This window comes from Prevotella sp. CAG:255 (assembly GCF_000431195.1).
GTDB lineage: Bacteria > Bacteroidota > Bacteroidia > Bacteroidales > Bacteroidaceae > Prevotella > Prevotella rara.
This window is the reverse complement of sequence record NZ_HF986819.1, coordinates 19,054-42,216: the sequence shown is the minus strand read 5'-3', so window position 1 is coordinate 42,216 and position 23,163 is coordinate 19,054. Positions and strand designations below refer to the sequence as shown.

Genomic DNA, 23,163 nt, shown 5'->3' with positions numbered 1-23,163 from the left:
TTCTTTCCTGCTGATATTGAAGGAAAGATTCTTTTCCGCCACGACTCGGCTGCAAGCAAGGGCCTCGGGCGAGAACTGTCAGAACACAGGGAGAAAACCGGAGAGCAGACTCGCTGGATGAACTCCGTGTTCAGCGGCATGCCGACATATCAGACGGCGCCCTCATACAGCAGCACCGACGGACTGGGCCAGGTCGTAAAGGCTTATCATCTTTTCCTGCCTGAGAACGTGTGGTATGTCTTTGCTTATCTGCTGGGATTCTATATCCTTCTTCGTGCGTTCGATTTCCGCCAGTCGCTGGCGGCTTTGGGCTCTATAATATGGGCCTTTTCGAGCTATTTCTTCATAATCATAGCCGCAGGACATATCTGGAAGGTTATGGCTCTGGCATATCTCCCGCCGATGATAGCCGGAGTGGTGCTTGCCTACAGGGGCAAATACCTGTGGGGACTCATTGTCACGGCGCTGTTTACGGCCTTTGAGGTCAACGCCAACCACGTGCAGATGACGTATTACTTCCTGTTTGTCATCCTGTTTATGGTCATTGCCTATCTCGTTGATGCCATCCGTAACCACAAACTGGCTCATTTCGGCAAGGCCACGGCTGTGTGTGCTGCCGGTGCCATAATAGGTATATGCATCAACCTGAGCAACCTTTATCACACATGGGAGTACAGCCAGGAGTCGATGCGCGGCAAGAGCGAACTGGTCAAAAAAAACACGGCAAACCAGACAAGCAGCGGACTCGACCGCGACTATATAACGCAGTGGAGCTACGGCATAGGCGAGACATGGACTCTGCTCGTGCCCAACACCAAGGGTGGCGCATCAATGCCTTTGGCACAGAACAAGACTGCCATGGAACATGCCGACAACAACTTTATAGATATATATCAGCAGCTCGGACAGTACTGGGGTGAACAGCCCGGAACTAGCGGCCCTGTTTACGTCGGGGCATTCGTGCTCATGCTGTTCGTCTTAGGCCTGTTTATCGTCAAGGGACCTATGAAGTGGGCCCTGCTTGCCGCAACGGTGCTTTCTATACTGCTGTCATGGGGTAAGAACTTCATGCCGTTCACCGACTTCTTTATCGACTATATCCCGATGTACTCAAAGTTCCGCACGGTGGCTTCGATACTTGTCATTGCCGAGTTTACTATACCTCTGTTGGCAATGCTTGCATTGAAGAAAATTGTTGACGAACCTGAAATCCTCACTCAAAAGATAAAATACGTTTATGCAAGCTTCGCCCTCACCGGCGGCATCGCCCTGTTGTTTGCCGTTATGCCTACAATGTTCTTCTCAGACTTCATCTCGTCTGAAGAGATGAGGGCATTGCAGCAGATACCGGCCGACTATCTTAACCCGCTGCTCGCCAATCTGCGCGAGATGCGTATCGCCATGTTCACTGCCGACTGCTGGCGCTCGTTCTTCATCATTGTCATCGGCACTCTCTGCCTGCTGCTCTATAAGGCAAAGAAACTGAAGACAGAATACATGGTGGGAGCGCTGATAGTTCTCTGTCTTATTGACATGTGGCAGGTCAACAAGCGCTACCTCAACAACGACATGTTTGTCAACAAGAGTGAGCGCGAGGCACCGATAGAGATGACCGAGACCGACAAGATTATCCTTCAGGACAAGACCGACTTCGGCAGTTACCGCGTGCTCAACCTTGCCTCTAACACGTTCAATGAGAACGAAACTTCTTACTATCACAACAGCATAGGCGGATACCACGCCGCCAAGTTACGCCGTTATCAGGACATGATAGACGCCTACATCGCTCCTGAGATGCAGAAACTCGTGCCCGCAGTGGCTGAGGCCGGCGGCGACATGACCAAGATCAACGGCGACAGCATCTATCCGGTGCTCAACATGCTCAACGCAAGATATTTCATATTCCCGCTTCAGAGCGGACAGACCGTGCCTTTGAAGAATCCGTATGCTTACGGCAATGCATGGTTTGTAGACCGTATAACCTATGTAAACAGCGCCAACGACGAAATAGATAGAGTTGGAAAGATTGATCTGCGCCATGAGGCAGTGGCCGACGCCAAGTTTAAGAGTCAGCTGAAGGATGCCAAGAAGCAGGGTGGTGTGTCGGTTGTCAAGCTCACATCATATTCTTCTAACCACCTGAAGTATAGCGTAAGCTCTGATGCCGGCGGTGTGATAGTGTTCTCCGAGGTGTATTATCCCGGCTGGACAGCCACAGTCGACGGCAACCCCGTTGAGCTCGGACGTGTCAACTATCTGTTGCGTGCCATCAATGTCGCACCGGGCAAGCACAACGTAGAACTGATGTTCTATCCTAAGTCTGTCAGCACAACCGAGACCATAGCATATATAGCTTATGCCGTACTTATTCTGGCGCTTCTGTTTGTTGTATATATTGAAATGAAAAAGAAAGGGAAGGTTAAATGAAAAAGCTTTTGTCATTGCCGCCAAATCTGGTAAACTGTTTTCATGATGTTACCGGACACGACCACAGCGAATGGTTCTGCACCAACGACCCTATAGGGCATAAGCTCGGTTCGGGCGGCGGCTCAACATGGCTGCTGGAGGCCTGTTATGCCGAAAGTTCAGACGGCAAGAGCTTCGACGAGTGGCTTGCCTCAGACAGACGCCTGCTGCTGCATGCCGGCGGACAGAGCCGCCGGTTGCCGGCCTACGCCCCGTCGGGCAAGGTGCTGACGCCCGTGCCGGTGTTCCGCTGGGAGCGCGGACAGAGGCTCTCGCAGAATCTTCTGTCGCTGCAGATACCCCTTTACGACAAGATAATGAGCTGCGCGCCCGACAACATGCACACCATGATTGTCAGTGGCGATGTGTATATACGTGCCACTCAGCCGCTTCAGCCTATACCAGAGGCCGACGTGGTGTGCTACGGCCTGTGGCTCGGCCCTGAGATAGCCAAAGACCACGGCGTGTTTGTGTCAAGACGCGAAACCCCGTCGGTGCTTGAGTGCATGATGCAGAAGCCTTCGGTGAAGACTCTCGGCGAACTGCTCAAGGATCATTTCTATCTTACAGACATAGGCGTGTGGCTGTTGAGCGACCGCGCCGTCAAGCTGCTCATGCAGCGCTCAAAGCGCAACGGCGAGCGCATCAACTACGACCTCTATTCTGAGTTCGGCTGCTCGCTCGGCACAGATCCTTCGGTTAAGGACGACGAGCTCAACAGTCTGAGCGTAGCCGTGTTGCCTTTGCCAGGCGGCGAGTTTTATCATTTCGGCACAAGTCATGAGATTCTGTCGTCTACACTTGCTATACAGAATCTTGTCAACGACCAGCGCGAGATAATGCATCACTCGCTGAAGCCTCACCCAGCCATGTTTGTTCAGAATGCATGCGTGGGTACGGCCATCACTGAGCGCAACCAGAATCTTTGGATAGAAAACAGCTATGTGCCTTCGTCGTGGACGCTGGCGCATGAGAACATCATAACGGGCGTGCCCGAAAACAACTGGACAATAAGCCTTCAGCCGGGACAGTGTGTTGACATTGTGCCTGCCGGCGAAGACGAATATGTAGTAAGGCCTTACGGATACGACGATAAGTTCCGCGGCGACCTTCACGACCTCAGCGTTAAGTTCCTCGGACGTCCGTTTGCCGAATGGGCTGCCGAGCGCAATATCGACATTGACACAATAGACGGAAATGCCGACCTGCAGTCGGCACGCATATTCCCGGCATGTGCCGACGTGAATGATGTCGGACTCGTATTGCGCTGGATGCTCTCGGAGCCGGAACTCAAAGAGGGTGCCGAGATATGGAGCGAAAGCCGCAGGCTCAGCGCCGACGACATATCGGCTGAGGCAGACCTGATGAGGCTTCAGCAGCAGCGCGACCTGCTGCGTGCTGCCAACTGGCAGGCTCTGGCACGCAACTATGAGCATAGCGTGTTCTATCAGGTCGACCTTGACGATGCCGCACGCGACTTTGCCAAGTTCAACATTCCTCAGCCGGATGCGATAAGCGACAATGCGCCGCTGCTGACACGCATACACGACTCAATGTTCCGCTCTGAGCTGGCACGCATCAAGGGCAACGAATATCAGAAGAACGAAGACAAGGCCTTTGCCCTTTTGCGCGACGGACTGACACAGCAGGTGCTCACCGAGAAACAGAGTCCGCGCATGTCGGTATACGGCGACCAGATTGTTTGGGGCCGCAGCCCCGTGCGCATAGACATAGCCGGAGGATGGACCGACACACCTCCTTACTGCCTCATGGAGGGCGGCAGCGTTGTCAACCTTGCCATCGAGCTTAACGGTCAGCCGCCGCTGCAGACGTATGTCCGTCCGTGTAAGGAGCCGCACATCGTGCTGCGCAGCATCGACCTCGGAGCCATTGAGGAAGTTACCACATACGAGCAGCTTGCCGACTATCATCATGTGGGCAGTCCGTTCTCTATACCCAAGGCCGCGCTGGCCCTTGCTGGCTTTGTGCCCGCCTACTGTGCCGAGAAGTTCGGCTCGCTCGAAAGTCAGCTGAAGGCTTTCGGCTGCGGCATAGAGCTGACACTGCTCTCTGCCATTCCCGCAGGCAGCGGACTGGGCACGAGCAGCATGCTTGCGTCTACCGTTCTCGGTGCGCTCAACGACTTCTGCGGCCTTGCATGGGACAAGAACGAAATAGGCCACCGCACGCTTGTGCTTGAGCAGCTGCTCACAACCGGAGGCGGATGGCAAGACCAGTTTGGCGGAATACTGCAGGGCGTAAAGCTGTTGCAGACAGGCCGCGGCTTCGACCAGTGTCCTACGGTGCGCTGGCTTCCGTCCGACTTGTTCACACAGCCTGAGTACACGCCTTGCCACCTGCTCTATTATACGGGCATAACACGCACGGCAAAGAACATCCTGGCAGAGATAGTGCGCCGCATGTTCCTCAATCAGAGCGACGAGCTGACACGTCTGCGCGAAATGAAACAGCACTCGCTCGACATGTATGAGACCATACAGCGTGCCGACTTCAATAAGATGGGTATGCTTGTGCGCAAGACATGGCTTCAGAATCAGGCCATCGACAGCGGTACCAATCCCGAAAGCGTTCGCCGCATAACAGAACTTATAGACGACCTGTGTCTTGGCTATAAGCTTGCCGGTGCAGGCGGAGGCGGCTATCTGTATATGGTGGCCAAGGATCCTGACGCGGCAGCCCGTATCAAACAGATACTCAACAGCAACAGGCCAAATGCCAATGCCCGCTTTGTCGACATGTCGCTCAGCACCAAGGGCTTGCAGGTGAGCCGAAGCTAAGAATTGAGAATTGACAATTGAGAGTTGAAAATTATGATTTGCTTTGCCTGATTATGCGGTCATGGCATTTGTAGTTTTCGTTCTTGGCTTTCATTTATAATTATCCGTATTAACAAATTTGCGGATATAACCCGAAAAAGTTTTTTTATAAAAACTCGTCACTCGTCACATTACAGCATAATATTCTGATTATCAGAATGTTGTAGTGTGACGAGTTGCTTGTTCAACTCATCACACAACGATATTTGGGGGCGTTGATTGTGCTTTCCTGATATTGGTTGACTTTAAGCGTGATGAGTTGGAAATACAACTCGTCACACAATAACGCACTGTATTTCAGAGTGTTATGTGCCGTTGTGATGAGTGACGAGTTTTTGTGAAAAACTTTTTTCGTTTCTTTTCCTTTATCAGACCTTTTTCTAAAAGCATATCTATTACGTTGCAAAAGGCCGTGTTTCATCATGCAAAACCATACCTTTTGCAGGCTCATTTGCCGTGTTTTGCTTAATGTCTGTTTGTTGTATCTGTATATTTCCAAACGTTTCAGCTTCACTTCGGCCATAAAAACAAATGCGATATGTTTTGTATTGCTCTCGGTTTGCATTAACTTTGAATAAGTTAAGCTTCACCTCGGCTATAAAAACAAATGTGATATGTTTTGTATTGCTCTCGGTTTGCATTAACTTTGAATAAGTTAAGCTTCACTTCGGCCATAAAAACAAATACGATTTGTTTTGTATTGCTCTCAGTTTGCATTAACTTTGCAGGGGAAAAGAGGAAATGATATGGAGTTCAGGACAAAAGTTAAGATAGACAAGCCCGACTTTGAGATTGAGCCTTTTGAAGACATGCTCTTTGTTGGTTCTTGCTTTGCCGACAACATAGGCAGGCGGTTTGTCGAAGAGAAGTTTAATGCCGTGGTTAATCCTTACGGCGTGATGTATAATCCGGCAAGCATCCTGCATACCGTGGCACGGAGCGAGGCTGCGCCGCGCGTGGCACTGATGACACTCGGAACAAATCATGTATATATACTGAACGAAACAGGCGAGATAGTGGACAACTGCGCAAAACGTCCGCAGAGGTTGTTCACGGAACGCGAACTCACGATAGACGAGTGTGTAGGCTATCTTTCTGAAGCAGTGGAACTGTTGGCCGGAAGAAATGCCGACGTGAAGGTGATAATTACCGTCAGTCCGATACGTTACGCCAAGTATGGCTATCACGGCAGCCAGCTGTCTAAAGCCACGCTGCTGCTTGCCGCCGACCTCATGGTAAGGAAATATCCCGGCAGGGTTACATATTTTCCTGCCTACGAGATTGTAAACGACGAACTTCGCGACTATCGCTTCTATGCATCCGACATGCTCCATCCTTCGCAGCAGGCCGTAGACTATATATGGGAACTGTTCTCAGAGGCTTATTTCTCGCCGGCAGCAAAGCGCTTTATCGAAGAGTGGCGCCCCATAAAGGAGGCGCTGGGCCACAAGCCGTTCAGGCCCGACTCTGACGAATATAAGGAGTTTATGAATAAAACAATGTTAAAAGTTAAGGCTCTTTCAAAAAAATATCCGAAATTTGTACCTTAATTATGCACCCATGGCCGGCTTGAGTGTCTTGTTCAGGCTGTTTGGCCGGCTGTTAGGGCGCAGTGATGGATGCTTTGCCCGTGCGCGGGCATGTCCAGACGGCATGCAGTCCGGTGGTGCTGCAGTGTGGCCCGGCCGTGTCTTTATGTGGCTCTGAATATCTGTTACGTGTCTTTATTCTTTTCAATGACAAAGATTAAATAAGAAACAAAATAATATCAATTGAGATGGTTTACACAATTGAAAAAGTTACAACTCTTATAGGCGCGCGCCGTTATGGCGAGAGCGACGGCAACGTAAGATGGATTCTTACCGACAGCCGCAGCCTTTGTTTTCCGGAGGAGACATTGTTCTTTGCAATACGTTCCGAACGCAACGATGGTCATAAGTACATAGCCGACCTTTACAGGCGCGGCGTGCGCAGCTTTGTGGTAGAGGTGCTTCCGGCTGACTGGCAGAAGGACTATCCTGACGCCAACTTCCTGAAAGTGCCTTTTGCGCTTGAGGCCCTTCAGCGCCTTGCCGAACGCCACAGAGACGAGTTTGACATTCCGGTGGTGGGCATCACCGGAAGCAACGGCAAGACCGTTGTAAAGGAGTGGCTTTATCAGCTGCTCTCGCCCTCAATGACAGTTACGCGCAGTCCGCGCAGCTACAACTCGCAGATAGGTGTGCCCCTCTCGGTATGGCTGCTGAGCGAGCAGAGCCAGGTGGGAGTGTTCGAGGCAGGCATAAGCCAGCCCGGCGAGATGGAGTCGCTGCGCGACATCATACAGCCCACTGTTGGCGTTATCACCAATCTTGGTGCCGCCCATCAGGAAAACTTTAAGTCGATGGCAGACAAGTGTCATGAGAAGCTACGTCTGTTTCACGACTCAAAGGCCATTGTTTATCCTTACGACGACGAGGTGATAAGACAATGTGTTGAAAGCTACGACTATAAAGGCGAGCAGATAGCATGGTCGGTGAAGGATCCGTCTGTAAGACTGTTCGTAAAGTCGGTTGACAAGAAAAACACACAGACCACCGTAACCTATGTGTTCAATGGCGTTGAGTCTGCCTACACACTGCCGTTTATCGACGAGGCTTCGGTTGCCAACTCAATAACATGTGCTGCCGTTGCGCTTCATCTTGGACTTACAGCTGATGAAATAGCACAGCGCATGCCGGCCATAGAGCCTGTGGCCATGCGCCTCGAGGTGAAGGAAGGACAGCACGGGTGCACGCTGATCAACGACTCATACAACTCAGACGTCAACTCGCTCGACATAGCCCTCGACTTCATGAACCGCCGCCCCGACCATGAGGGACGCCGACGCACGCTCATATTGAGCGACATATATCAGAGCGGTGAAGACGGTGATACATTATATAAAAAGGTGTCAGAGCTTGCCGTAAAGCGCGGCGTGCAGAAGTTTATCGGCATCGGTCCGGAGATAAGCCGTTGCGCCGATGAGATAATGATAGAAGAGAAGTACTTCTTTGACGACTGCAACTCGTTTATCGGAAGCACCGTGTTCAGATCGCTGCGCGACGAGGTGATACTGCTCAAAGGCTCGCGCAAGTTCTCGTTCGATAGACTTACAGAGCTGCTTGAGCAGAAAGTGCATGAAACGATACTGGAGGTGAACCTCAATTCTGTTGTAAAGAACCTGAATTACTACCGTTCATACATGAAGCCTACCACCAAGCTGGTGTGCATGGTTAAGGCTGATGCCTACGGTGCAGGATCAGTAGAGGTGGCAAAGACCCTGCAGGACCATCGCGTTGACTATCTCGCTGTTGCCGTTGCCGACGAAGGCGTAACGCTGAGAAAGAACGGCATAACGTGCAACATAATGATAATGAACCCGGAGATGACGGCCTTCAAGACAATGTTCGACTATAAGCTCGAGCCCGAGGTCTACAGCTTCCGCCTTCTCGATGCCCTCGTAAAGGCTGCACAGAAAGAGGGAATAACCGGATATCCGGTACACATAAAGCTCGACACAGGTATGCACCGCCTTGGATTCGATCCGCGCTGCGACATGGACGAGCTTATCAGTCGCCTGAAGCATCAGAACGCAATAATACCGCGTTCGGTGTTCTCACACTTTGTTGGTTCAGACAGCGACGACTTCGACAACTTCTCTGCCATGCAGTTTAAGCTGTTCGATGAAGGCAGCAAGAAACTTCAGTCGGCATTCAGCCACAAGATATTGCGCCACATGGACAACTCAGCCGGCATAGAGCACTTCCCGGAGCGGCAGATGGACATGTGCCGCCTGGGTCTAGGCCTGTACGGCATCGACAGCCGCGACAATTCTGTATTGAATACAGTCAGCACGCTGAAGACCACCATACTGCAGATACACCGCGTGCCGAAGGAAGATACTGTGGGCTACAGCCGTAAGGGTGTGCTCACCCGCGACAGCGTTATCGGTGCCATACCTATCGGATATGCCGACGGACTTAACCGCCGTCTGGGCTGCGGCCACTGCTACTGCCTTGTCAATGGCCAGAAAGCGCCTTATGTGGGCAACATCTGTATGGACGTGGCCATGATAGACCTTACAGGAATAGACTGTAAGGAAGGCGACACCGTGGAGATATTCGGCGAGCATCTGCCTGTAACGGTGCTGTCGGACGTGCTTGGGACAATACCTTACGAGGTGCTTACAAGCATAAGCAACCGCGTAAAGAGAGTTTATTTTCAAGATTAGGCTTTATTTTAAAGCCTTTTCTTGTTTATGGTGTTTATACTATTTTAACAAATACGGCTGTATCGGTTAAGAAAAAAAGTGTTACCTTTGCACAAACTATTGCTTGAAACAAAATACTATTAATCAAATAAAAATGAATCCTATTCAAACTACTAAAATGACCAACTTCCGTTGGGTAATTTGTGCTTTGCTTTTCTGCGCTACGACAGTCAATTATCTTGACCGTCAGGTGCTGTCGCTTACGTGGAAAGACTTTATAGCACCCGAGTTCCACTGGAATGATGCTCATTATGGCATGATTACCGGTTTCTTCTCTGTCTTTTATGCTGTGGCTTGTCTGTTCGCAGGTAAGTTTGTCGACTGGATGGGCATAAAGAAAGGATATCTTTGGGCTATCTTTATATGGTCGCTCGGTGCATGTATGCACGCAGGATGCGGCTGGGTTACTATGGAGGTTGAGGGCCTCGACTCAATAGAAGCTCTCCGTGCCGTTGAGGCAGGAAGCACAATGGCCGTTGCCATTGCAACGCTCAGCGTATGGCTCTTCCTCGTTTGCCGTGCCATCCTTGCTCTCGGTGAAGCAGGAAACTTCCCCGCAGCCATCAAGGTTACGGCTGAATACTTCCCTAAGAAAGACCGTGCCTTTGCAACTTCAATCTTTAATTCAGGTGCCTCTGTCGGTGCTTTGGCAGCTCCGCTTACCATCCCTGTCCTTGCCAAGCATTTCGGTTGGGAGATGGCATTCATCATCATCGGTGCGATTGGTTTCGTGTGGATGTTCTTCTGGGCACATCTTTATGAGAAACCTGAAAACTCTAAGAGAGTAAACAAGGCAGAGCTTATATATATCAATCAGGACGAAAAAGAGGAGCCTGCTTCAGCTGAGGCTAAAGAGGAAAAGACTATCCCGTTCATGCAGTGCTTCAAGTATAAGCAGACATGGTCGTTCGTAGTAGGTAAGTTCTTCACCGACGGTGTTTGGTGGTTCTATCTGTTCTGGGCTCCGGCTTATTTCTCTGACCAGTTTGGTTATGAGTCTTCTTCAACAATGGGTATGGCTCTTATCTTTGTGCTTTATCTCATTGTTACCGTATTGTCAATCTACGGCGGTTACCTGCCTAAGCTGTTTGTTGAGAAGAAGGGCATGGGCCCTTATGCAGGCCGTATGCGCGCTATGCTTATCTTTGCATTCTTCCCGCTGTTCGCGCTGTTCGCTCAGCCGCTTGGTGCAAATTCTGCATGGTTCCCCGCAATCATCATCGGTCTTGCCGGTGCAGGTCATCAGGCTTGGTCTGCCAACCTGTTCTCTACAATCGGTGATATGTTCCCCAAATCAACTATCGCAACCATTACAGGTATAGGCGCTATGGCCGGTGGTATCGGTTCACTGCTTATCAACCTCGGTGCAGGTGAGCTGTTCACTTATGCTGAGGGCATGGGTTCAGCCTTCTCGTTCCTCGGTATGGAAGGCAAACCGGGTGCATATATGATTGTATTCTGCATCTGCGCCGTTGCTTATCTGCTGGCTTGGGTTATAATGAAGGCCCTGGTTCCGAAGTATAAGCCAATTGTTGTTGAATAATAATCTTATTTAAGATAAATCCAAAGAGGAGAATGCGCAAGCGTTCTCCTCTTTTTTCGTATGTATATATATCCTTATTATTTAGTTCCTTAAAAGCAGAAAACAGGTTAACGGCAAACTAATGATATTTTAACATTACAGAATAGGGGGATTTCCTGCCTTGCGTGTTAAATGATAAATTAATTATCTTAATACATATTTTAGTATGAAGAAGATTTTATTCACATCGCTTTTATTTTTGTCATTCTGTATGGTGGCAAAAGCGCAAGATTTCAGAGTGGGAGCAACGGCAGGTTATAATCTCAGTTCTCCGAGTGGTTATAATGCTCAGTCGGGTTTTCATGCCGGCCTAAAGGGTGAACTTGGCCTTCCGCAGTTTACAAAAGGACTTTATTTAGACTTTGGACTGATGCTGTCTTCTTATGGATGGAAGACACCCAATTATTATTACAGCGGATATAACATTTCCCGGTTAGATGAAACAACTAATAATAACACTTTTGATTATAAGTTCAGTCCTTATTATTTGAATATTCCGGTTCATATTGGATATAAGTTTTCCGTTGGGCGTAATGTAAGCCTGTTTGTTAATGCCGGACCATATTTTAACATCGGTCTGTTTGGCAAATCTACAATGACTGTTACAGATGGCAAGGGCACTTCTACGACGAAAAATGCATCAGACAATTTGTTCAGTGACAAAGTCTTAGACCGTTTCGACTGGGGACTGGGCTTCCGTGCCGGAGCAGAAATAGCCCGCCATGTTCAGCTTTCCGTTGGATATGATTGGGGAATGAAGAATGTTAATAAGACAGGCACAGACTGCAAGAACAGAACATTCACGGCGTCTTTTGCTTATTTATTCTGAAAAGTATATAAGTTCACTTAACGAGTGAACTTATTTTTTGCTGCCCTTATCAAAGGGCAGTTTGCGGTTCGGCAATAAAAATAAAACTTATTTTATTTTGTATTACTCTCACCTTTCACTATCTTTGCGGACGTTTCGCGTAGGCGAAACGTTAATTTTTTTAATTATATCAAATTTTATGTACAAAACAATTTTCAACAAGCGTGAAAGCTTTAAGTTCTCTCGTTTCGGCAACAAGGGCTATTCGCTCTTTTCTTGCCTGGGCAGAGAGGTGCTTATCGGCACGCTTAGTGTTGCCACTCTTACCTATGCCAAGGCAGACGGCATAAGCACCAGGGTAGAGAAGGTGGACAGCACTATGCAGACGACCGGTGAGACCGTGATGCTCGACGAGGTGGACGTTACGGCTTCGCGCGCGCCGCTGACAGGAGGCCATGCGGCGAGAATTGTAAACGTACTCGGGCGCGACGAGATTGCCGCTGCCCCTGTGCAAAGTGTTAACGACTTGCTCAAGTATGCCGCAGGCGTGGATGTCAGGCAGCGAGGCCCTATCGGGGCACAGACCGACATCAGCATACGCGGAGGCACCAGCGAGCACATCGCCGTCTTGCTTAACGGCATAAACATCTGCGACCCGCAGACGGGGCACAACGCCTTAGACCTGCCCGTGGATATAAGCGAGATTGAGCGGATTGAAGTGCTTGAGGGACCTGCCGGAAGAGCCTACGGAACATCGTCGCTTGTGGGCGTAATCAACATTGTTACAAAGCTCGGAGCAAAAAGCAGTGCCGATGTTCATGCCGAAGGAGGCTCGTTTGGCTATCTGGCTGCCGGAGGACGTGTTAATCTGAAGCAAGACAAGTGGAACAATCAGCTGAGCGCGGGCTATACGCGCAGCGACGGCTGGCTGCGAAGCAAGAGCGGACGTCTCAACGCCGACTACGAAGGCGCGAGGGCATTCTATCAGGGACGCTATGATGACGACCACCTCACGATAGGATGGCACGCCGGAGTTAGCGACAAGGGATGGGGCAGCAATACGTTCTACAGTCTTCTGTCCGACGAGCAGTATGAACATACCACAAAATATTTCACGGCCGTTCAGGCTGAGACGAAAGGAGGCAAGTTCCACTTCCGGCCGTCTATTTACTGGAACCGTTTTCAAGACCGTTATGAGTTTTACAGAGGAGCGCCCGACAAGTCGCCCTTCAACTATAACCGCACCGATGTGTTCGGACTTAACCTCAACAGCTGGTTCGACTGGATTTTGGGGCGCACAGCCTTCGGAGCCGAATTCCGCAACGAAGACCTTGTGAGCGGAAATCTCGGCGAGCCGCTCGACAATCCGATACACATCCACGGCACCGACCGCAACTATGCCTATGGCCTTAACCGAAGCAACCTCAGTTTTTATCTTGAACACAACGTCATACTTAAGCGTTTCACTCTTTCCGCCGGCTTTACGGCCGTTAAGAACACATGGAACGAGATGCCGTTCAAGATTTATCCAGGCGTTGACGTCAGCTACAGGATAGGGCAGAACTGGAAGGTGTTTGCATCTTACAACATGTCGTTGCGCATGCCGTCGTTCACCGAACTTTATTATTCGGTAGACGGACACAAGGCTGACAAATATCTGAAGCCCGAGGAGATGAGTGCCGTTGAGGGAGGCGTCAGGTATGTTTCAGAAGGAATAACCGGTACGCTGTCGGTTTATCATCATCATGGAACAAACATGATCGACTGGATAATGGACACCTCGCTTGGCGAGGATGCTGTGTGGACATCGGTTAATCATGCAGAGATTAACTCAACGGGCTTCGAGGCTTCGCTGAAGTTCCGCTTCGCCAGTCTGCTGCCACGTCAGGATGTGCTGCGCACGTTAAATGTGTCCTACAGCTACATCGACCAGAGTCAGGACAAGGAGCCGGGCGTGCAGTCGCTTTATGCCCTCGAGTATCTAAGGCATAAGCTCGTGGCAGGTCTCGGCCTGCATATCGTGAGCGCCCTTAACCTAAATGTCAACTACCGCTATCAGTATCGCGTAGGATCATACACCGACCCGCAGGGTGTGTCTACCACGTATAAGCCCTATTCGCTCGTAGACGCACGCCTGTCGTGGGACAAGTCGCGCTACAGCGTCTATGTAGAGGTCAACAACCTGTTTGATGCCACCTATGTCGACTATGGCAACGTGCCTCAGCCCGGCTTGTGGGTTATGGCAGGAGTAAGATGGAACGTTTGGTGACATCAATAGACCTTTCAGCGTGTCTGTCTCCGTCTGCATCAATAATGCATTGCTGTTGACAGCATGCTGAAAAACATAAAATAAGTGGGCTGTTTGCGTATCGTAAACGGCCCACTTTCGTATCAAAACTCGGCCACTTTTGCATCAAAACTCGGCCACTTTTGCATCGTAACTCTATCGGTTTCAGTCCGAAAGCAAACGGCTCATTTTTGCTTAATGTATTTCTCTTTTGTGATGTCGGCATTTCGTAAGTGTAATTGTTTTCTGATGTTTTGCTTACAATTATTTTGTGTTGGTCCCAGGTGTGGCGTTTTTTATAGCTAACTATTGTGTGAAATTATTTGAAGATTTTGTTTTAATATTATGAGAATAATAGATTCTGAATTTAATTCTATTGAATTAAGTAAATGTATTTGATATTTTTTGCGAGATTAAACATTTTTGTTTACTTTTGCGAATAATGTAAAAAATAAGTGCCTATGAAAGAATAAAAAAACAGACATATAGAAATTTGAAACGTTAGCTTGCATTCTTGCGCTCTGATAGTTGTTGATTTATACGAATTAAAAGGTAAGAAGTTAATCTTAGCGTTGATTGGCGTTAACTTTTACTTGTATATCGGATAAAGATAATCCATTATAATACAAAGAGTGTAGACGAAGTTTTGGTCCACGTTTCTTTTCTGTCTATCTCCGGTTAAAGGACCACACAAAAACAGAATATTCAATAAATTTAATTTAAGAAACTATGAAATAAACTTTTTAAAATCAGACTGTAAATTGTATTAGAATATCAGCACAAAAGGAAAGTATAATGTTGGGACATATGCCCTATATGATATGGATGCTTCTAATTGTGATATAGCCATGAAAAACTAAAGACAATATTAATTGACGATATGCGTTTAGAGGCTGTCCGTGATTATCATCTTAAATATGATGGATTCTCGATGTTTTATATTAAATATCAATATGTATTATTTGTTTTTATTGACATTGTATCCATTTGTTATTATAAATTACACTTATAGAAAATATGTAAAATGTTTTTGTCATGTTTTAAGATTATGACGGCTCGCATAAAGATTGGTTTTAATTAGACAAAGAAAGTTGTAACATAGTTTTTAAAATTGATTAAGACGTTTACAAATAAATATTATGTCGCTTTGAAGTGGGGCATCGAATTATAAGTGGAATGAGTATGGCAGTTATTGGATGAGGTGTTATATATCATAAATATTAGACATAAAAAATATGAAAAAATTACATTCTATATTGATGCTATTGCCGACAATAATGTTGATAGCATTGGCTTTTATATCTTGTGGTGGTGATGATGATAACGAAGAAACTGGAGGCTCATCAAGTAACGATTATATCGAAATCACACTTAATGGAAAAACTTATAGAGATAATATTAAACTTTGGTCTTATGTGCAAATAGACCCCGTTGGCAAGGATGCTGAAGGCAATCCTCTTACTGCAACTTACGATATGGAAGATCATTTTGAAAAATATGGATTTTCTTTTTTATTTGGTATTGTACATTATTCAAGAATAAATGATTTACTGGCATCAAAACCAGGAACATATCATTGTACAAAAGATTTATTTGAAGATGACTATTACAGTAATCTTACGTTCTGGTCTAAATTGACTATTGATTATAACGAATATGAATGGGTAGAAGGAACACATAAAGTTAATTCAATAAAAGAGGTTAATGGCCATGTTCAGATAGAAGGAACTTTCACATCAACTTTTTGGTCTGGAATAGAAAGTTCCAATGTTGAAGGCCGTTACAGAGTAACAATACCATAGTTAGTAAATAATTTTATAATAAGGGTGTATCAATTGAAATATATTTGATGCACCCTATTTATGTTAGATAAATATTTTATCTTGAATACAATGTGATGATTCATGGAAAATTAAGTTGAAAAATTATGGCTAATGATGTAAATCGTACGATTCGATTTTATGATGTTTATGTTATTTAATAAATAAATCCCCTTTAATTGTTTGTCTATTTATTAATTTTTGTATATTTTTGCAAAAACTCCAAGCTAAACAGACATTTAGCAGAGATATTTGCCTGGAGTGTAGAACTGGGGGATAAAACTCGTAAATCTGGTGTTGAGAATGATGTCAGCTGTTTCAGACAGCATAAGTGTATAATGAGAATGAAAACTGTGACAAAACAAAAACTATGAAGAAAATCTATTACATTCTGCCAATCGTACTATTGGTTATGAACGTTCTGTCAGGCTGTACTGACAGCGAAGAGGAACAAGGTCCTGTGGTTGTTGAAGTTGATGACGAAGAGATGCTTCGTCAAGGTTGGAAATGGGCTGTAGCCTTGGACAATGACTTGCGGATGCAGTGCTCTCCAGATATTGTCAACGGAGGGTATGTCATGCAGATGACCGACATGGACAGTTATGATGCCGTATTTGTTTTCGACGACAAATGCCGTGTCAGAGAAGCGTGCATCAACTCAGTGTGGTATTATTTCTTTGTTCGTGACAACACTCTGAACATCTCTTATTTAGGAGATTCTTGGATGCATGAGTCTTTCGACTTCAATGTGCAAGAACCAACTTCGGGAAATCCTTTTGAGAAAATGACCGAAAACCTTAAAGCCGTTTATAAGACAGTGTCTTTGCTGCCCATGCCTGTAAAGACGAACATCAACGACTTGTTTGCAGCCGTTGATAGAGGCGAATATAACACATCTTCTGCGCCTGACGATGACGCGGACATCAAAAACTTCTGTGAAGTTGTATATTATTACGAAGCGTGGAACCAAGACTTGCGTGACGACCTTTTCGGAAAAGGGCTGTTACTGCATTATAAACATGAGCGTACAACATACAGCAATAAAATAGGAATAGCATTAGATCCTGTAAACAATAAAACGTTCAACCGCGGCTATGGCTCAGGCCGTTATGGAGAGGAGATGGATAACAAAGTATACTGCGGTCTGGTTTTCGGCAGCTCGCCTGATGTGGCGTTGGGTAACTACGAATGTAAGACTAACCTGGTGCCGGCGGAGCCAGAGGACGGTTATGTTTGGGTGGATGTTCCGGAGAATATGGAGAGCAAAGCCTATTATGTCCGTGCTTTCATGGTGTCAGAGCAGGAAAAGGATAAGGTGGAGCGTGGCGAATACATACCACCTCATCTTGTGCGCTTTGAAAAAGACGGTCCTGACAATTTGAAGATTTTTTATGGAGGCGAGATCGTGATGGATAATTTTGTGGTTGTCAACGAGCCTGTCGTAGATGGCGCGCTTAAAGTCAATCTGTCTGGCAATCTCTCTGTTCCTGACTATCTTTCGGAATCTGGATTTGAGCTGAATTTTAGATTGGTGGGAGACCATAGCGGTGAATATGTAAATATAGTCTCACCGGGCAAGATAGACGAACATATCAGTATATGGAAAAATTATTTCAAAGAGTTTGACACAGAGAACTTCATAGCCCGTGGCTACTTTGAACTTTCAGTAAATGTAGGCTGGGTGTGCCTTGGTGTTGTTCCTTTTACGGTAGTATATGACAAGAAACCGTATATCCGTTATACAGGTCTTACGCATGACGGCATGTCTGTAAAGATAAAAAGAAAAATAGACGGGGCATTATGGTTTGACGATGATGTGAATATAATGTGGGAAACCCCTAAAGGTCCTGTAGAGCGTTCGTCTTATTTTGCCAGCGAGGGTGAGAGCGAATATAGCGAAGATATAGACGACACAAACCTTATCTCATATCAGAGGAAGGCTTCCGGCGAGTATATGGAAGTCACCATAGACGGTAAGACGTTAAGAAGCAACCGCCTGATTTTTGAGAGGGATGCTGACGGCATACGTACAAATATATATTTAGAGGAATAAGGAGAACAAACAGTGTCGTGTTCAAATGTGAACATAGATAATAATAAGTATAAATTAAAAACGGCCTTATCAGATTCTTTTAAAGAAGTGATAAGGCTGTTTTTGTCTGATAATTTAAACCTAAACCTGTCGTTATTCCGTATATGTGTTTAAATGAATCCTTATTATATTTTACATATCCTGTTATGCAGGAAAAATAGCAAGTGGTAATCCGTTTAATATATAACAGGATTTGGTCTTAATCCTAATGATTTAGGGCTAAGTTGGTTTTTCCATGGCTTTCTTCGTGTGTTTCTCATTTTTAATAAGATAGGATGCGGCACGGCGCTTCAAAATAAAAAACTGCGTTTATAATTTTGTACTGCTCTCACCTTTCACTATCTTTGAATAAGATAGGCTGCGGCTCGGTAATAAAAAATAAGCAAGCTTCTTTTTGTATTTCTCTCGTCTTTCACTATCTTTGCAGATGATTATTAGCCAAGGAAATGAAGAAACATAATATAACAGTCTTACTATTACTATTGTCGATGTTTTCTCTTTTTGCGCATGCTCAAAAGCCGAGACCGGAGAGGCCGAGGATTATCGTGAGCAGCGATATTGGAGGCACTGACCCTGACGACAACCAGTCGATGATTCACCTGCTTATGTATAACGACATGTTCGACATAGAAGGACTTGTCTCGTCGCCGTCGTTCGGCAGCGGCTCGGCAGACGAAATAAGGCGCATGATCGGCATATATGAGAAAGACTATGACGGGCTGAAGAAACATGCGGCTGGACTTGTTTTGCCTGACTCGCTGCGCCGTATCTGCAAGCAGGGAAGGCGCGGGCTGGCGCCTTTCAAAGGCTACGATGAGCCTACGGAAGGTTCAGAATGGATAGTGAGACAGGCGCGCCGGCAGAGCGACCGCCCGCTGTGGATACTTGTGTGGGGAACGCTCGAGGATGTGGCTCAGGCCTTGCACGATGCGCCCGACATAAAGGACAAAATAAGGATATATTATATAGGCGGACCAAACAAAAAGTGGGGCGTAAACAGCTATGCCTATATAGCAGAAAATTTTCCGGATGTGTGGATGATAGAAAATAATGCCACATACCGCGGACTGATAGCCGACGGCAAAAGGGACGGAGAGGTCGACAGCCGTTATTATGAACGCGTGATGAGCGGGGCAGGACACATGGGTGCCGACTTTATAAACTATTATAAAGGTAGGGTAAAGATGGGCGACACGCCTTCGCTGTTGTATATGATGGACGGCAATCCTGATGACCCGGAAAAGGAAAGCTGCTGGGGAGGAAGTTTCAGACGCACGGCATATACGTCGCGCAGAGTGTTTGAGCGTGCAACAACGCTTAACGACACCGTACCGGTTTATTCAGTGATTGAGCTGCGCATGAAGGGGCCTGAACAACTCGACATTGATCAGGATTCTGTATGCTTCACCGCAACTATCGACCGTCAGACATGGCCCGGATATTATTTGGGCAACGGGCTTTATGCCGTGAGATATTCGCCAAAGGCTCCTGCAGTGCTTAGTTACACTGTGAGTTCTGGTATAAAAGAATTTGACGGACAACATGGCACATTCGTTGTTGACAGAATGTGGCCGGGCAAGCGTTGTAAGGATGACTATGCCGTTGGCGGCAACTGGTTTACAGATTGTGGCGATAAAGAGTATTTTGAGGGGCCGTGGCAAGGAGCCGGACTGATAAGAAAGCAGCGCCACGAAATACTTGAAGATTGGACGGAGAGATGGAACTGGCTGAAAGACAGATGATTACATTCTGCTTGCTGAAAAAGACCCTTCTTGTAAGACGTGAAAATCAGCCAGTTAAACATTCTGTGGTAAAGAATAAGTTTCATCAACGTGCTGAATCTCTCTATTATTCAACTAGTTGCGAAAAATAAGATTCTGAGTTGACTTTTTTGGTGAACTTTTTAGAGCTTTAAACGGGAAAAATATTCCGAAAAGTATTTCTTTTTATGAAAAAATGTTCGTAGATTTGCACCACTCAAATTACTTCTGCCATCATGGAAAATAATAAAATTTACTCTTTTGAAGAGGCCTATCAGGCTTCTTTGGCCTATTTTGGCGGTGACGAACTCGCTGCCAGAGTGTGGGTAAACAAGTATGCACTGAAAGACAGTTTTGGCAACATCTTTGAAAAGTCGCCCGCCGACATGCACTGGCGTATAGCCAACGAAGTGGCCAGAATTGAAAATAAATATAAAAATCCGATTAGTGCCGAGGAAGTGTTCGAACTGCTCGACCATTTTAAGTATATCGTTCCGGCAGGAAGCCCCATGACGGGTATAGGCAACCATCATCAGGTGGCATCTTTGTCAAACTGCTTTGTTATCGGTCTTGACGGCGATGCTGACTCTTATGGAGCTATACTGCGTGTTGACGAGGAGCAGGTGCAGCTGATGAAGCGCCGCGGAGGCGTTGGTCACGACTTGTCTCACCTGCGTCCGAAAGGTTCGCCTGTGAATAATTCGGCACTGACATCTACCGGACTTGTGCCTTTCATGGAGCGCTACAGCAACTCTACACGCGAGGTGGCACAAGACGGACGTCGCGGCGCTCTCATGCTCTCAGTGAGCATAAAGCATCCCGACAGCGAGGCTTTCATCGACGCCAAGATGACCGAAGGCAAGATAACAGGTGCTAACGTGTCGGTAAAGATTGACGACGAGTTTATGCGCTGTGCCACGGAAGACAGAGAGTATGTTCAGCAGTTCCCCATCGACAGCGCCACACCGCAGGTGACAAAAGACATCAGCGCGCGAAAGCTGTGGGAGAAGATTGTACACAACGCATGGAAGAGCGCCGAGCCCGGCGTGCTGTTCTGGGATACGATAATACGCGAGAGCATACCTGACTGCTACGCCGACCTGGGCTTCCGCACCGTGTCTACCAATCCGTGCGGTGAGATTCCTCTCTGTCCTTACGACTCATGCCGTCTGCTGTCTATCAACCTTTATTCTTATGTGGTTAATCCTTTCACAGACAAGGCATACTTCAATTATGAACTGTTCCGCAAGCATGTAGCCCTGGCTCAGCGCATAATGGACGACATTGTGGACATGGAGCTTGAGAAGATAGACCAGATAATGGCTAAGATAAAGACCGACCCGCAGAGCGACGAGGTGAAGAGCACAGAGTATCACCTGTGGGAGAAGATAAAGAGAAAGAGCGGAATGGGCCGCCGTACAGGCGTGGGCATCACGGCCGAGGGCGACATGATAGCTGCCATGGGGCTGCGCTACGGTACGCAGGAGGCAACCGACTTCTCTGTTGAGGTGCACAAGACATTGGCGCTTGCTGCTTACCGCTCGTCTGTGGAAATGGCCAAGGAGCGCGGTGCTTTTGAAATTTATGATACTAAGCGCGAGGAGAACAATCCGTTCATCAACCGTATAAAGGAGGCCGACCCGCAGCTGTATGAGGATATGGCTAAATATGGCCGCCGCAACATAGCCTGTCTGACCATTGCGCCTACAGGCACAACCAGTCTGATGACGCAGACAACAAGCGGTATCGAGCCTGTATTCATGCCTGTTTATAAGCGTCGCCGCAAGGTTAACCCGAATGATGCCGATGTGCATGTTGACTTTGTCGACGAGGTAGGCGACTCGTTTGAAGAGTATATCGTTTATCACCGCAAGTTTATCGAGTGGATGAAGATAAACGGCATTGACACTGAGAAGAAATATACTCAGGAAGAACTTGACGAACTGGTGGCAAAGTCACCTTATTATAAAGCAACAGCCAACGATGTCGACTGGCTGATGAAGGTGCGCATGCAGGGTGCAATACAGAAATGGGTAGACCACAGTATCAGCGTAACCATAAACCTGCCCAATAATGTAGACGAGGCTTTGGTAAACCGTCTTTATGTTGAGGCCTGGAAATCAGGATGCAAGGGCTGCACCGTATATCGCGACGGTTCGCGTTCAGGCGTGATGATAGCCGTAGAAAAGAAGAAAAAGAACAACGACGACAATCAGAAGAAGCAAGCTCCGTTGTGCCGTCATCCCGAAGTTACTGAGGTAAGGCCTGCTGTGCTCGAGTGTGATGTCGTGCGTTTCCAGAATAACAAGGAGAAATGGGTTGCGTTCGTAGGCCTTCTCAACGGATATCCATACGAGATATTCACAGGTCTGCAGGACGACGAGGAAGGCATCGTTCTGCCGAAGACTGTAACAAAGGGTAAGATTATCAAGCATAAGGACGAAACCGGCAAGAGCCGCTACGACTTCCAGTTTGAGAACAAGCGCGGATATAAGACCACTGTTGAAGGTCTGAGCGAGAAGTTCAACCCTGAATACTGGAACTATGCAAAGCTTATTTCAGGCGTATTGCGCTATCGTATGCCTATAGAGCATGTAATCAAGCTCGTTGGTTCGCTGCAGCTTAAGAGCGAGAGCATCAACACATGGAAGAACGGTGTTGAGCGTGCCCTGAAGAAGTATATTGTTGACGGCACAGAGGCCAAGGGACAGAAATGTCCGGTGTGCGGTCAGGAAACTCTCGTTTATCAGGAGGGATGTCTTATCTGTAAAAACTGCGGCGCATCACGCTGTGGATAAATCATAAGATGATTATGAAACTGGTCTCAGGTTTTATATGTCTTAACGACTTGCGCTTTTTTGCGCGTCACGGCGTGCTCCCGCAAGAGCGCGAGACGGGCGGCGAGTATGTCGTCAACCTTCGCGCAAAGTATCCGCTCGACAATTCGCTTGAGAGCGACGACGTAGCCGACACGCTTAATTATGCTGAGATTTTTGAAATCATAAATAAGGAGATGCAAAAGCCTTCCTGCCTGCTCGAACATGTGGCGGGCAGGATAGGCAGGCGCATATTCAGTCAGCTACCTCTTGTTGAGGCCATAGACATATCTGTGGCAAAGATAAATCCGCCGATGGGGGCTGATATTGGCAGCGCGTCGGTTGAATTACACTTAATAAATGATAAAACTATTTGACTTATTGCAGTTTTTCTGCAATTTATA

13 protein-coding genes are annotated in these 23,163 nt (G+C 47.2%); 12 read left to right on the top strand and 1 reads right to left on the bottom strand.

Annotation, left to right across the window (positions count from 1 at the left end; genetic code table 11):
* Positions 1–2,427, top strand: a 2,427-nt coding sequence (locus QVO66_RS08615) for a YfhO family protein (RefSeq protein WP_288172758.1), incomplete at its 5' end; no start/stop codon positions are given.
* Complete coding sequence (locus QVO66_RS08610) at positions 2,424–5,264, top strand: bifunctional fucokinase/fucose-1-phosphate guanylyltransferase (RefSeq protein WP_021855067.1); 2,841 nt, start codon at positions 2,424–2,426, stop codon at positions 5,262–5,264. The genes QVO66_RS08615 and QVO66_RS08610, both read left to right, overlap by 4 nt.
* A gap of 223 nt (positions 5,265–5,487) precedes the next feature.
* Here the strand turns inward: QVO66_RS08610 and QVO66_RS08605 are convergent, their stop codons facing one another.
* A complete protein-coding gene (locus QVO66_RS08605) occupies positions 5,488–5,826 on the bottom strand; it encodes a hypothetical protein (RefSeq protein ID WP_288172757.1) in 339 nt (112 codons plus the stop codon).
* A gap of 223 nt (positions 5,827–6,049) precedes the next feature.
* Between QVO66_RS08605 and QVO66_RS08600 the strand changes: the two genes are divergently transcribed.
* From QVO66_RS08600 to folB, 10 genes are all read left to right on the top strand, one after another.
* On the top strand, positions 6,050–6,853 hold the full coding sequence (locus QVO66_RS08600; RefSeq protein WP_021855065.1) for a GSCFA domain-containing protein: 804 nt from the start codon (positions 6,050–6,052) through the stop codon (positions 6,851–6,853).
* 227 nt (positions 6,854–7,080) lie between these two features.
* Complete coding sequence (locus QVO66_RS08595) at positions 7,081–9,555, top strand: bifunctional UDP-N-acetylmuramoyl-tripeptide:D-alanyl-D-alanine ligase/alanine racemase (RefSeq protein WP_021855064.1); 2,475 nt, start codon at positions 7,081–7,083, stop codon at positions 9,553–9,555.
* Between the two features lie 133 nt (positions 9,556–9,688).
* Positions 9,689–11,137 (top strand): MFS transporter, encoded by a 1,449-nt coding sequence (locus tag QVO66_RS08590; protein ID WP_021855063.1) that lies wholly within the window; start codon positions 9,689–9,691, stop codon positions 11,135–11,137.
* 205 nt (positions 11,138–11,342) lie between these two features.
* Positions 11,343–12,005, top strand: a complete 663-nt coding sequence (locus QVO66_RS08585) for a porin family protein (protein ID WP_021855062.1) — start codon at positions 11,343–11,345, stop codon at positions 12,003–12,005.
* A gap of 178 nt (positions 12,006–12,183) precedes the next feature.
* Positions 12,184–14,253 carry a TonB-dependent receptor plug domain-containing protein gene (locus QVO66_RS08580; RefSeq protein WP_021855061.1) on the top strand — a complete coding sequence of 690 codons (2,070 nt, stop codon included), beginning with the start codon at positions 12,184–12,186 and terminating at the stop codon, positions 14,251–14,253.
* Positions 14,254–15,506: 1,253 nt separating this feature from the next.
* A complete protein-coding gene (locus QVO66_RS08575) occupies positions 15,507–16,073 on the top strand; it encodes a hypothetical protein (protein WP_021855060.1) in 567 nt (188 codons plus the stop codon).
* A gap of 388 nt (positions 16,074–16,461) precedes the next feature.
* On the top strand, positions 16,462–18,144 hold the full coding sequence (locus tag QVO66_RS08570; protein WP_021855059.1) for a hypothetical protein: 1,683 nt from the start codon (positions 16,462–16,464) through the stop codon (positions 18,142–18,144).
* Positions 18,145–18,728: 584 nt separating this feature from the next.
* A complete protein-coding gene (locus QVO66_RS08565; RefSeq protein ID WP_288172756.1) occupies positions 18,729–19,925 on the top strand; it encodes a nucleoside hydrolase-like domain-containing protein in 1,197 nt (398 codons plus the stop codon).
* Between the two features lie 254 nt (positions 19,926–20,179).
* A complete protein-coding gene (locus QVO66_RS08560; protein WP_021855057.1) occupies positions 20,180–22,741 on the top strand; it encodes an adenosylcobalamin-dependent ribonucleoside-diphosphate reductase in 2,562 nt (853 codons plus the stop codon).
* Positions 22,742–22,755: 14 nt separating this feature from the next.
* Positions 22,756–23,136, top strand: a complete 381-nt coding sequence (gene folB / locus QVO66_RS08555) for a dihydroneopterin aldolase (protein WP_021855056.1) — start codon at positions 22,756–22,758, stop codon at positions 23,134–23,136.
* Positions 23,137–23,163 lie beyond the last annotated feature (27 nt).

Coding starts and splice junctions, on each gene's coding strand:
- QVO66_RS08575 (WP_021855060.1), top strand. CDS start 15,507: ATGAAAAAATTACATTCTATATTGATGCTATTGCCGACAATAATGTTG.
- QVO66_RS08585 (WP_021855062.1), top strand. CDS start 11,343: ATGAAGAAGATTTTATTCACATCGCTTTTATTTTTGTCATTCTGTATG.
- QVO66_RS08610 (WP_021855067.1), top strand. CDS start 2,424: ATGAAAAAGCTTTTGTCATTGCCGCCAAATCTGGTAAACTGTTTTCAT.
- QVO66_RS08590 (WP_021855063.1), top strand. CDS start 9,689: ATGAATCCTATTCAAACTACTAAAATGACCAACTTCCGTTGGGTAATT.
- QVO66_RS08605 (WP_288172757.1), bottom strand. CDS start 5,826: ATGGCCGAAGTGAAGCTGAAACGTTTGGAAATATACAGATACAACAAA.
- folB (WP_021855056.1), top strand. CDS start 22,756: ATGAAACTGGTCTCAGGTTTTATATGTCTTAACGACTTGCGCTTTTTT.
- QVO66_RS08570 (WP_021855059.1), top strand. CDS start 16,462: ATGAAGAAAATCTATTACATTCTGCCAATCGTACTATTGGTTATGAAC.
- QVO66_RS08600 (WP_021855065.1), top strand. CDS start 6,050: ATGGAGTTCAGGACAAAAGTTAAGATAGACAAGCCCGACTTTGAGATT.
- QVO66_RS08595 (WP_021855064.1), top strand. CDS start 7,081: ATGGTTTACACAATTGAAAAAGTTACAACTCTTATAGGCGCGCGCCGT.
- QVO66_RS08580 (WP_021855061.1), top strand. CDS start 12,184: ATGTACAAAACAATTTTCAACAAGCGTGAAAGCTTTAAGTTCTCTCGT.
- QVO66_RS08560 (WP_021855057.1), top strand. CDS start 20,180: ATGGAAAATAATAAAATTTACTCTTTTGAAGAGGCCTATCAGGCTTCT.